The sequence below is a fragment of the Rahnella sp. BIGb0236 genome, from assembly GCF_004364755.1.
In the GTDB taxonomy this organism is placed as follows: domain Bacteria; phylum Pseudomonadota; class Gammaproteobacteria; order Enterobacterales; family Enterobacteriaceae; genus Rahnella; species Rahnella victoriana.
Genome location: NZ_SOAO01000021.1, coordinates 1 through 12,198 on the forward strand (window position 1 = coordinate 1; position 12,198 = coordinate 12,198).

Consider the following 12,198-nt stretch of genomic DNA (forward strand, 5'->3'; position numbering starts at 1 on the left):
CGATGGTGCGAGATGGTCGTGAATGGGCAGCAAATTAATCGCTGCCGGATTGACATTCGACACAGCTGCTCCCCCTTCGCAGGGGGAGGAGCTAAAAACCGCCCCGGTCTGGCCGCCAGACATTGCTGAGAAAGTGCTCAGTTAGCTCCCACCCCTGCGAAGGGAAGGGCCGGGGTGGGGTATTAATGGCATCTGTGAACTGACCCTTTTTTTCGCACCCTTTCTAACTCATTGATTTTACTAAATCACGCAAGCCACATAAAAAGAGGGTATTTCTGCCGAAATAGGAATAATCTTTTGCAGTTCAACGCCTAAACCTGAAAACCCAACAGTTCACTGCCGCATAGGCCGCTTAGAAAGGCTGAGTAACATATCCCGTATCCATGCTGGGGTTGCCGAAGCCATCGGCGTAAAAGCCGAAACCATCTGGCCGAGCCGTTACACCGAAATCAACTACAACTGAGACCGGCTCCCTCCCCTGCGAAGGGGAGGGTTGGGGTGGGGTATTAAAGACGGCTTAACTGTTTGCGTTTCCATCAAACCCACACCCCATCCCAGCCTTCCCCTCGTGAGAGGGGAAGGAGCAAAAGCAAAGCGTGCTGCTTTGAGTTCACTGCCGCACAGGCAGCTCAAGATCGCAGGTCAATGCAGGAGGGCGCGATCTGATTATTGAGACCACAAGCGTTGAAAATTAATTAATACTAAGATCTGATTTAAAAGATGCCTGCTAATCATCTTTAGCAATGACAGCAGGCATTTATAAAAAATCATCATGAGTTATTATTTCGTGCAATAAACTCTTGCTTCACGAGGTGTATATATTCCTAAAGTGATGATGCGCAGGAATACATCCATACCTGATTCCTGAACTTCAGTACGAACAACTTTATTTGCGCCGCCACAAATTTTTGCTGCGTCTATTGTATGTTCTTGCCCAATACCATTAACGAAGAAAGCTTGTCTGGTAACATGAGCGGGTTGCTCTGCAATACCCTCATTTAATTTGAATGTCTGTTGAGCGCAGCCTGACAATGCAGTGACAGCAAGGACCGAAATAATTAATTTTTTCATGATAACTCATATTGATAATAAAGAGGTGAAATCATATATTCTGGCCTGTTGATACTTTCACAAATCCGACCACTCACTATTATTCGTTATTAAAGTACTTGGTTTACTCTGTGTTGAACTATGTGAGGATTGAGGCTTTTCTGTGTTGTATTAACGGAGGGTAAAGGTTATTAGCCGGTTGCATTTTAATATGAATGATAATCAATAATATTCAGCCATTATACTAATAATAAACGCTGCGTATTTATGCGGATCACGATTGGGCTGACTGTTTACTGCCGTCCAGCCAGCCCCAGCACTCACCCCACCAAATCCCGTTCAACAAACGCCTTGCGCCACTGTGACGGCGTCGTCCCGAGCCGCTGGCGGAAGTGATGGCGTAAAGTTTCCGGCGATCCGAAACCGGCCTGTTCGGCGACGCGGTCGATACTCAGTGTGCCGTTTTCCAGCAGGGCGCAGGCTTTTTCCAGCCTTACGCTCAGCATCCATTCGCCCGGCGTGGTGCCGGTAGCATCATGAAAACGACGCAGGAAGGTACGGCGGCTCATGCCAGCTTGTGCGGCGAGTTGATCAATCACCAGCGGCGTATTGAGATGGCTGCGTAAATCATCGAGCAGCGGAGCGAGGGTTTTTGCCGGATGCCGCGGCACTGGCTGTTGTATCAGCTGCGCCTGATTGCCTTCACGCAGCGGCGGCGTCACCATCCTGCGCGCGGTGCGGTTAGCGACTTCAATGCCGTAATCGCGGCGGATCAGGTGCAGACACAAATCGACGCCCGCCGCGCCACCGGCTGAGGTGATAATGCTGCCTTCATCGACATAAATCATGCCATGTTCAACCTGTACCCGCGGAAATCGCTGCGCCAGCACATCGGTGCTGTTCCAGTGCGCGGTGGCGCGTTTGCCGTCCAGTAAACCGGCAGCGCCGAGCACGAAACTTCCCGCGCAGATCGACACAATCCTCGAGCCGTTACGATGTGCTGTTTGCAGGGCCGCGATCAGCCGGTCAGAGGCCGGTTCGTGGATGCTTCGCCAGCCGGGGATGACAATGGTTCCCGCATCTTCCAGCAGTTCCAGCCCGCCATCGACCAACAGCCGCACGCCGCCTTGGGCGCCAAACGTTCCTTCCTCGACGGAGGCGACGGATAACTCATACAGCGGTTCGCCGGTGAGTTCATCGGCGCGACCAAACGCTTCGACGGCTGTCCCGAACTCGAAGGTACACAGACACTCATAGGCCAGCAGCACCAGCCGCCGGTTTCGCGGAGCAGGATTGCGCGGGGAAGACATCAATGACAGACCAGCGTTTTGCATAAAAGGAAAACCATCAGATTGGCATGATCTTGACGATATATGGCATCCGCGCGGATTTCTACGCCGCCGTCAATCTTCCATGCTGTGCGTCTCTTACCCTTGCAGGATTTCAGCATGAAAAACACCTTCGCCCTGATGGCGGTATGTCTGGCGGCTCTGATGTCAGGACTGGAAATCTCCAGCGTACCCGTATTATCACCGATACTTGAACAGCAACTGCATGCCAGCTTCCGTGAACTTCAGTGGATCATGAACGCCTATACGCTGGCCTGTACCACGGTACTGATGGCGACCGGCACGCTGGCCGACCGCTATGGTCGAAAACGTGTTTTTATCCTCAGTATTGCTGCGTTCGGACTGACGTCACTGTTATGTGGTTTAGCAGGCAGTGCGCAATGGCTTATCGCAGGACGTTTCGCGCAGGGGCTGAGTGGCGGTGCGATGCTGACTTGCCTGATCGCTATCCTCTCGTCGCAATTTCCGCAAGGAAAACCACGCAGCCGGGCTTTCGCTGCATGGGGAATAACCTTTGGTTTCGGGCTGGGATTTGGCCCGGTCATCGGCGGCATACTGGTTGCCTGGCTGAGCTGGCGATGGGTGTTTCTGATTCACGTATTTATCGCCGTACTGACCCTGATTCTGGCGCTGAAAAACGTAGTGGAATCCCGGGACGGACAGTCCCAAAAACTGGATCTCGGCGGGCTGGTTACGCTGTCGGTCACGGTGATGGGCGCGACGTTCCTGATTACGCAGGGCAGCAGTCTGGGCTGGAACAGCCTCACCGCAGGCGCCGTTCTGCTGGCGACTGCCGTCAGTGCTGCGATGTTCATCTGGATTGAAAAACGCCATCCGCATCCGATGTTCGATTTCTCTGTTTTTCGCATCCGCGCATTTTCCGGGGCGCTGATGGGATCCATTGGCATGAACTTCAGCTTCTGGCCGCTGATGATTTATCTGCCGGTCTATTACCAGGGCGGGCTGGGCTACGACAGCGTATCCACTGGTCTGGCGCTGCTGGCCTACACCTTACCGACTTTGCTGATGCCGCCGCTGGGCGAAAAGCTGACGGCGCGTTTTGGTGCGTCCCGGCTGATCCCGGGCGGGTTATTCGCAATCGGTGCGGGCTTTATGCTGATGCACATCGCGGTGGTTCATCATCTGAGCCTGTTACCCGGTGCGTTGCTGGCAGGCATGGCGCTCGGGCTGACCAATACCCCGGTCACTAACACTACCACCGGTTCGGTCGCAGCAAACCGCGCGGGAATGGCCTCAGGCATTGATATCAGCGCACGACTGATCACACTGGCGATCAACATTGCGCTGATGGGCAGCCTGCTGGTGGCGGGAATTGCCGCGAGCCTGAAAAAGGTCATGCCAGCCGCAGGGGAACTGTCTTCTCTGGCAGAACGTATTGCCGGTGGCGCAGTGACTGAGGACTTGCCCGGTGCGCAGATTGCGCAGGCGCTGACGGAGGGTTTTGCCGTCATTCTGGTCTACGGCATGGTCGGGGTGTGGATGCTGTCGCTGATGAGTTATGTGCTGTTTAACGTCAGACGGCAAAACAAAGCCCGAACCGCAATGAAAACTTGAGAATGTACGACGGGTGGCGTACATTGCGGGCAGTGTTTTCATCAGTGTTCATCATTAAGGAAGAATATGATTATTTATAAAGTCGGGGATGAGAAAAAGGCGATGTGCGGCGTGTGTGAGGCTTTTCGCACGGTGAGCTATCAGCTGCGCGATGTGCCGTTTGATGACGGCAGTGGTGTGGTGAAAAATATCATCGCGGGCGTGTGCAAAACCTGCGGCAATGTCGCGGTGATCCCTTATCAGTCTGTGCCTGCCATCCGTAAACAGCTGCAGGTACAACGTAAAGCCGTGGAAACCCGTGTGCCTGCGCACATGATTGATCTGCTGAATCTGGCCAGCGCGGAATTGGGGGCAACCCCTGATTTCGTGCCGTTACTGCTGAAGTATTACATTCATCAACTGGCCTCAAACCCGGAGGCGGCTATGCGTATGGTCACCCTGTTGACCTCCGAACTGGCGACCGGTCTGGCCAATAAGCGTCTCTCGCTGAAAGGGCGTGAGATTGGCAATGATATCGAAAAGCTCAAAAACCTTTCCCAAATCGACAACACCACCGAGCTGCTGAAAGGCGTGGTGCTGATGATTCACCACGATCTTCTGGTCAGTCCGGATAGCCATCGCATCGCACTTTTAAAGAGTTTTGTCGCCACCGTGGCCTGATCTCATTCCCCCCGAAAAAAATCTGATCCCTATCACATAAAGTTCCTCTTCTGTCTGCCGATAACTGTTCCAGATAATTCTCATTTGAAAAGGAACAACATGTTTAACCGTATGAAAGTGGTCACGGGCATCGTGATCTTACTGGTGGTCTTCGGTGCTTTACAGTTGGTATCCGGTGGCCTGTTCTTTAAATCCCTGAAGACAGACAAAGACAATTTCACCACATCACAGCAGATCCGTTTACAGCAGGCAGAATTTAATGCCAGCTGGATTTATCTGCTGCAAACCCGTAACACCCTGAACCGCGCGGGTATACGGTTCATGCTTGACGCTAACCAGATGGGGAGCGGGGCAACGGTCAAGGAACTGATCGATACGGCGACGAAAGATCTGCAAATCGCCGATCAGCACTTTGCCAATTATCAAAAAATCCCGGTGGATGCCAGCCAGAACCCGCAATACGCGGAAGAGGCTAAAAAGCAATATCAGGTGCTGCACGACGCACTTTCTGAACTGATTGAGCTGATTGGTCTGGGGCGTATCAATGACTTCTTCGAACAACCGACTCAGCAATATCAGGATAACTTCGAAAAAGCGTTCGTCACCTATATCGATCAGAACGATCACCTCTACGACAACGCGGTAAAAATCAGCGACAACTCTTTCCACCACGCCATGTGGATGCTGGGCACTGTGCTGATTGTACTGGCTATTTTCATTGTTCTGGCCTGGGTCGGCGTACAACGCGTTCTGATCCATCCGCTGAAAAATATCGTCGATACCATCCGCAAAATTGCAACCGGTGATCTGACGCACGAAATAGTCGTGAAAAGCCGTAATGAAATCGGCCAGCTTGCCGATAGTCTCAAGTACATGCAGGACGAACTGATCCGCACGGTCTCCGGTGTACGCCACGGCGCTGATGCGATTTACAGCGGCGCGAGCGAAATCTCCGCAGGCAACAGCGATTTGTCTTCACGTACCGAGCAGCAGGCGTCCGCGCTGGAAGAAACCGCAGCCAGCATGGAACAACTGACCGCCACCGTGAAACAGAACGCCGAAAACGCCCGTCAGGCCAGCCAGCTGGCGCTGAGCGCATCGGAAACGGCACAGAAGGGTGGGAAAGTGGTGGCAAACGTGGTCGATACCATGAATGACATCGCCAGCAGCTCGAAGAAAATCACCGACATTACCGGTGTGATTGACGGGATTGCCTTCCAGACCAACATTCTGGCGCTGAACGCCGCCGTTGAAGCCGCGCGCGCAGGTGAGCAGGGCCGTGGATTTGCGGTCGTGGCCGGTGAAGTTCGTACTCTGGCGCAACGCAGCGCACAGGCAGCAAAAGAAATTAAAGGGCTGATTGATGATTCTGTCAGCCGTATTAATACCGGTTCAGTGCTGGCGGAAAGTGCCGGTGACACCATGCACGACATGGTCAATGCCGTCACGCGTGTGACTGACATTATGGGCGAAATCACCTCGGCATCGGATGAACAAAGCCGTGGGATCGAGCAGGTCGCACAAGCCATTACTGAAATGGATCGGGTGACACAGCAAAACGCCTCACTGGTTGAAGAATCCGCGTCCGCTTCGGCGGCGCTGGAAGAGCAGGCCAGCCTGCTGACGCAATCCGTGGCGGTCTTTACGCTGAGTCAGACCACAAATAACAACGTGCGCCAGAACCCGGCCTCTTCGGCCAGACTGCCTCTGTTGACTCCGAACCTTTCAGGTTCAAAAGCCGGTACAGGTGGAGCGCAGGGTACAGATTTAACCGAAAACTGGGAAACCTTCTAAGCACGTACATCAACATCGCTACCCAACATAGCCAGGTTTGCAGGAAGGCGGCAAACGAGGAAATCCCGATGCGCTTACTTCAGTAAGAGATTCGGATGACTGAGAGCAGCCAACGCAACTGCAGACCTGAATATGAAGGGTATTAAGAAATAAGGTGCCGGTCAGGGCTGACACCTAACGAGGTTATCCATGTTTAAGCACATCCGTGTGTCCACCTGCATGTTTTTGTTATTGATAGTGTTCTTTGTAATGCAACTGGTTAACAGCGGATTATCGCTGCAGGCTGCCCACACGGATAAAATGAATTTTGAACAGATATCCAACACCACGGAACAACGCGATGCGCTGAGCCAGACCTGGTCTTATCTGCTGCAAACCCGTAATACCCTGAACCGTGCAGCAACACGTCTGGCGCTCCAGCAACCGCAGGACAACATCACTCAGCTGATAGCGGATGCCAAAAGCAGCCTGAAAAATGCCGAAGATTCTTATGCCGCGTTTCTGGCGCTGCCACGCAGAACCGAAAAAGCCGCAGAACTGACCACCGTGAACAAAGCCAGTTATCAGGCGCTGCATGACATGTTGCAGACGCTGATTAACCTGCTGTCCACCGGTGACATGAATGGCTTCCTGAACGGTCCGGCACAAAAATATCAGGATCAGTTCCAGAAAGACGTCGGCGATTATGTCGCCTACGTGGGCGGACGTTTCCAGCAAGCCAAAGCGCAAACGGCGGCGTCATACCAGAACGTTATGATCAACACCTCGGTGGTGCTGGTATTGCTGATTGCCCTGACCGCGCTGGCGCTGGTCGTTACCCGCCGCATTCTGTTTACGCCGCTGACCGTGATGCGCGGGCATTTTGACCGTATTGGTGCCGGTGATATCTCCGCGCCGATCACGGTAGAAGGGCGCTACGAAATCAAAGTCATGCTGGAAAGCCTGCAACAGATGCAGAAGTCGCTGGCAGACACCGTCCGTACCGTCCGTCACGGGGCTGACACCATGTTCTCCGGTCTGAAAGGCATTGCCGCCGGCAACACTGATTTATCTTCCCGTACCGAGCAACAGGCGTCGGCACTGGAAGAAACCGCAGCCAGCATGGAACAGCTGACCGCTACCGTGAAGCAGAATGCCGAGAACGCCCGTCAGGCGACACAACTGGCGCGTGATGCGTCGAATACAGCCGAAAAAGGCGGCGAACTGACCGGCAATGTGGTGAAAACCATGAATGATATTGCGGGCAGCTCGAAGAAAATCAGCGCGATCACCAGCGTCATTGATGGCATTGCATTCCAGACCAATATTCTGGCACTCAACGCGGCGGTAGAAGCTGCCCGTGCCGGTGAGCAGGGGCGTGGATTTGCGGTGGTCGCCGGTGAAGTGCGCAGTCTGGCACAACGCAGTGCTCAGGCCGCGAAAGAAATTAAAGCCCTGATTGATGAATCCGTCAGCCGTGTCAGCCAGGGTTCAACGCTGGTGGAATCCGCCGGGAATACCATGGATGACATCGTGCGTGCAGTAACCCGTGTCACCGACATTATGGGCGAAATCGCGTCGGCGTCTGACGAACAAAGCCGTGGGATCGAGCAGGTTTCGATTGCCGTGACGCAAATGGATCAGGTTACGCAGCAAAACGCCACGCTGGTTCAGCAGGCTGCTTCTTCCACGCATGCGCTGGAAGTCGAGTCTGAAAATCTGACCCGGGCAGTATCGGTGTTCCGCCTGGCCTCTGCGGACGGAGCGGTTTCACGCCGTGGCCTGCAGGCTCAGGGCGTAACACCTCGCCAGGTGGCGCAACCCGCGTTACTTCCGGCCACCGCGCGTGCGGGTTCGGCAGATAACTGGGAAACCTTCTGACAGGGTCATCTGATGAAAAGTCAGCGGATGAAGAGTAATTGGGTACCCGTAACACCACCTGTCCATTAATGGAGCTGCACCATGAATCAACCAGGCTCGCCAATGAGTGCTGATAACACCTCGATCATGGCACAGATGATCCAGCGTTTACCGCTGTCCGATACCCATTTCCGCCGGATCAGCGAGCTGATCTATCAGCGCGCGGGTATTGTGCTGGCGGATCACAAACGCGAAATGGTCTACAACCGCCTGGTCCGGCGGTTGCGGATCCTCGGGCTTAATGATTTCGGCAGCTATATGGCGCTGCTGGAAAACGACAGTAACAGTCCGGAATGGCAGGCGTTTATCAATGCGCTGACCACTAACCTGACGGCATTTTTCCGCGAAGCGCATCACTTCCCGATCCTGGCGGAGCATGCCCGTTCGCGTCCGAATAATTACAGCGTCTGGAGTACGGCGGCGTCGACCGGCGAAGAGCCGTATTCCATCGCCATGACGCTGAGCGAAGCACTCGGGCCGCGCATGGCAAACTGCCGCATTCAGGCCAGTGACATCGACACGCAGGTGCTTGAGAAAGCCACGGCGGGCGTGTACCGGCTGGAAGAGCTGCGCACGCTCAGCCCGCAGCAGTTGCAGAAATTTTTCCTGAAAGGCACCGGCCCGCACAGTGGTCTGGTGCGTGTGCGTCCCGAACTGGCGCAAATGGTGGCTTTCCAGCAGCTGAATTTGCTGGCAAACCAGTGGCAGCTGAACGGTCCGTTTGATGCAATTTTCTGCCGTAATGTGATGATTTATTTCGATAAAGAAACACAGGAGAAAATTTTACGCCGATTTGTTCCGTTACTTAAACCGGGTGGCCTGATGTTTGCCGGACACTCCGAGAACTTCAGCCAAATCAGCCGGGAATTTTATTTGCGCGGTCAGACCGTCTACGGCCTCGCCAAGGAGAGGTAATGAATAAAATCAGAGTGTTGAGCGTCGATGACTCGGCGTTAATGCGTCAGCTGATGACTGAAATCATCAACAGCCACCCGGATATGGAAATGGTGGCGACCGCGCCGGACCCGCTGGTGGCGCGCGATCTCATCAAAAAATTCAACCCGGATGTGCTGACGCTGGATGTCGAAATGCCGCGCATGGACGGACTGGATTTTCTGGAAAAACTGATGCGCCTGCGCCCGATGCCGGTGGTGATGGTCTCCTCGCTGACCGGTAAAGGCTCGGAGATCACCCTGCGTGCGCTGGAACTGGGGGCGATTGATTTCGTCACCAAACCGCAACTGGGGATCCGCGAAGGCATGCTGGCCTACAGCGAGATGATTGCCGACAAGATCCGCACGGCCTCGAAAGCGCGTCTGAATAAAAGCGTCAACATTGATCAGCCGCGCATTCTCAGCCATACGCCGCTGCTGAGCAGTGAAAAGCTGATTGCCATCGGGTCGTCTACCGGCGGAACCGAAGCCATCCGCCATGTGCTGCAACCGCTGCCGCCGACCTGTCCGGCGCTGATGATCACCCAGCATATGCCACCGGGCTTTACCCGCTCTTTTGCGGACCGTCTGAACAAGTTATGTCAGATCACGGTGAAAGAGGCGGAAGACGGCGAACGTGTACTGCCGGGCCATGCGTATATCGCGCCGGGCGACCGGCATATGGAGCTGGCGCGCAGTGGTGCCAACTATCAGGTTAAGTTGAACGACGGTCCGGCGGTGAACCGCCATCGTCCGTCGGTCGACGTATTATTCCGTTCGGTGGCGCAATTCGCCGGACGCAATGCCGTCGGGGTGATCCTGACGGGAATGGGCAATGACGGAGCCGCCGGCATGCTTGAGATGCACCGCGCAGGGGCTTACACCCTTGCACAAAACGAAGCCAGCTGTGTGGTGTTCGGTATGCCTCGTGAGGCTATCGCCACGGGTGGCGTAAACGAAGTGGTGGATCTCAGCCAAATCAGCCAGCGGATGCTGGCACAAATATCAGCCGGTCAGGCATTACGTATTTAATTTTTCAGCCTTGCGCTGGGTAGCAAACCTTAGGAGTAGATAAAACATGGCCGATCCAAATCTGAGATTTTTGGTAGTAGACGATTTCTCTACCATGCGTCGTATCGTTCGCAACCTGCTGAAAGAGCTGGGCTTCAACAACGTTGAAGAAGCGGAAGACGGTGTCGATGCACTGAACAAACTGCGTGCCGGAGGTTTTGACTTCGTGGTATCCGACTGGAACATGCCTAACATGGACGGTCTGGATCTGCTGAAAACCATCCGTGCTGACGGCGCACTGTCCAAACTGCCGGTGCTGATGGTGACGGCAGAAGCGAAGAAAGAAAACATCGTTGCCGCCGCACAGGCCGGGGCCAGTGGCTATGTTGTGAAACCTTTCACCGCCGCCACGCTGGAAGAAAAGCTGGGCAAAATCTTCGAAAAACTGGGCATGTAGGAGTACATATATGGCAGAGATACCAATGCCTGCAAATGATGCAGCCACCGCGGGCGATATTATCGCCCGCATTGGGCAACTGACCCGTATGTTGCGTGACAGTATGCGTGAACTTGGCCTGGATCAGGCCATTGCTCAGGCGGCAGAAGCGATCCCGGATGCCCGGGATCGTCTGGACTACGTGGTGACCATGACGGCTCAGGCGGCTGAACGCGCCCTGAACTGCGTCGAGGCCGCACAGCCACGTCAGAACAAACTGGAGTCGGGTGCCAAAAAACTCGACAAGCGCTGGGACGAGTGGTTTGAAAATCCGATTGAATTATCGGATGCCCGCGAACTGGTCACGGACACCCGCAGCTACCTGAAAGAAATCCCTGAGCACACCAGCTTCACCAATGCTCAGTTGATGGAAATCATGATGGCGCAGGACTTCCAGGATCTGACCGGTCAGGTCATCAAACGCATGATGACCGTGGTACAGGAAATTGAAAATCAGCTGTTAATGGTGCTGATGGAAAACATTCCTGAACAACAGGTTAAAGCCAAGCGCGAAAATGACAGTCTGCTGAACGGCCCGCAACTCGACGCCAACGGCGTCGGTGTGGTGGCTTCGCAAGAACAGGTTGATGATCTGCTGGATTCATTAGGTTTCTGATGAAGAACGTGTTGTGCCCATCCGTTTCCTGCGAAAGGAGGCGGATGGGATGTTGGCTCCCTTTGCTGTATTTTCCTTCCTAAGTCCCCGCGAAAGCGTTACGTCACGCTTAACTCCAATATTTTTTAAAATATTTTGCCCTTCGGGGATCCGGTATTCTTAATATTATCCGGGAAATATCCTGCATCATAAATAAGGCAGATCTGGCATCGGGCACGGCTGAATTTATCCGATGCGCTTTATCTTAATTTTATATCAGAAAACTCCTGTGACATAGGTAATGGAACGGTTGATTTTGCTCGTTTTATGTCATTTCAGGTGTATTGCCCAATTAAAAAACCGCCGCTACAATGCGCCGCATCCGACAATGAAAGCCTGAATGTTTCTGTTCTGGGTAATTATTTCGGAGCACAGGAGGACGTGTTTTATCATGTTTTTCTGTGCGGGGATTCACTGGAAACAGGTCAGTGAATAATATCCCCAAACTATTTTTATATTAACTCTGACTAAATAAGGATATCACAGATGAAAAAGATCAACATGAATGAAGCAAGCGCAATTGTTGGCGGTACCACGACTTGCGTAAACAGCTTTGAATTAAACCTGGTGGGTGATGCAACCGTTTGTAATGCAGTGAAAACTTGTACTGACAAAAATGGTGTTGTGACTAAAACCTTCACCGCTGCAGCCATCATCAACTGCGGTAACGTAGGCTGAGAAACATTTGTTTCTTATTAAATCAGACTAAATAGTTTTACTGTTTATCTGACAGGGCGTTGTATTACCTTTACAACGCCCGCCTGATATTTCCCCGGT

Annotated in this window: 11 protein-coding genes; 9 read left to right on the forward strand and 2 right to left on the reverse strand. The window is 53.5% G+C overall.

What is annotated here, in order from left to right; genetic code table 11:
• Window positions 1-780: 780 nt before the first annotated feature.
• Together EDF78_RS24490 and EDF78_RS24495 are read right to left on the reverse strand one after the other, a co-directional pair.
• Complete coding sequence (locus EDF78_RS24490) at window positions 781-1,071, reverse strand: Bor family protein (protein WP_133824145.1); 291 nt, start codon at window positions 1,069-1,071, stop codon at window positions 781-783.
• Between the two features lie 299 nt (window positions 1,072-1,370).
• Window positions 1,371-2,384, reverse strand: a complete 1,014-nt coding sequence (locus tag EDF78_RS24495) for a helix-turn-helix domain-containing protein (protein WP_133824146.1) — start codon at window positions 2,382-2,384, stop codon at window positions 1,371-1,373.
• Window positions 2,385-2,498: 114 nt separating this feature from the next.
• On the opposite strand from EDF78_RS24495, the gene EDF78_RS24500 reads away from it, so the two are divergent.
• From EDF78_RS24500 to EDF78_RS24540, 9 genes are all read left to right on the forward strand, one after another.
• Window positions 2,499-3,974: an MFS transporter gene (locus tag EDF78_RS24500; RefSeq protein ID WP_133824147.1), complete on the forward strand. Its 1,476-nt coding sequence runs from the start codon at window positions 2,499-2,501 to the stop codon at window positions 3,972-3,974.
• Window positions 3,975-4,040: 66 nt separating this feature from the next.
• Window positions 4,041-4,634 (forward strand): hypothetical protein, encoded by a 594-nt coding sequence (locus EDF78_RS24505; protein ID WP_133824148.1) that lies wholly within the window; start codon window positions 4,041-4,043, stop codon window positions 4,632-4,634.
• Between the two features lie 99 nt (window positions 4,635-4,733).
• Window positions 4,734-6,428: a methyl-accepting chemotaxis protein gene (locus EDF78_RS24510; RefSeq protein WP_133824149.1), complete on the forward strand. Its 1,695-nt coding sequence runs from the start codon at window positions 4,734-4,736 to the stop codon at window positions 6,426-6,428.
• Window positions 6,429-6,617: 189 nt separating this feature from the next.
• Complete coding sequence (locus EDF78_RS24515) at window positions 6,618-8,288, forward strand: methyl-accepting chemotaxis protein (RefSeq protein ID WP_119822394.1); 1,671 nt, start codon at window positions 6,618-6,620, stop codon at window positions 8,286-8,288.
• Window positions 8,289-8,369: 81 nt separating this feature from the next.
• Window positions 8,370-9,242: a protein-glutamate O-methyltransferase CheR gene (gene cheR / locus EDF78_RS24520; RefSeq protein WP_095922328.1), complete on the forward strand. Its 873-nt coding sequence runs from the start codon at window positions 8,370-8,372 to the stop codon at window positions 9,240-9,242.
• Entirely contained in the window at window positions 9,242-10,291 is a 1,050-nt protein-coding gene (locus tag EDF78_RS24525; protein ID WP_095922327.1) for a chemotaxis response regulator protein-glutamate methylesterase, read from the forward strand. Before cheR ends, EDF78_RS24525 begins: the two co-directional genes overlap by 1 nt.
• Before the next feature lie 46 nt (window positions 10,292-10,337).
• A complete protein-coding gene (cheY, locus tag EDF78_RS24530; protein ID WP_095922326.1) occupies window positions 10,338-10,727 on the forward strand; it encodes a chemotaxis response regulator CheY in 390 nt (129 codons plus the stop codon).
• Between the two features lie 10 nt (window positions 10,728-10,737).
• The gene (cheZ, locus tag EDF78_RS24535; protein WP_095922325.1) at window positions 10,738-11,382 is read left to right on the forward strand and encodes a protein phosphatase CheZ; all 645 of its coding nucleotides are present in this window, start codon (window positions 10,738-10,740) and stop codon (window positions 11,380-11,382) included.
• A 525-nt stretch (window positions 11,383-11,907) separates the two neighbouring features.
• The gene (locus EDF78_RS24540; protein ID WP_095922324.1) at window positions 11,908-12,099 is read left to right on the forward strand and encodes a DUF4762 family protein; all 192 of its coding nucleotides are present in this window, start codon (window positions 11,908-11,910) and stop codon (window positions 12,097-12,099) included.
• The last annotated feature ends 99 nt before the right edge of the window (window positions 12,100-12,198 follow it).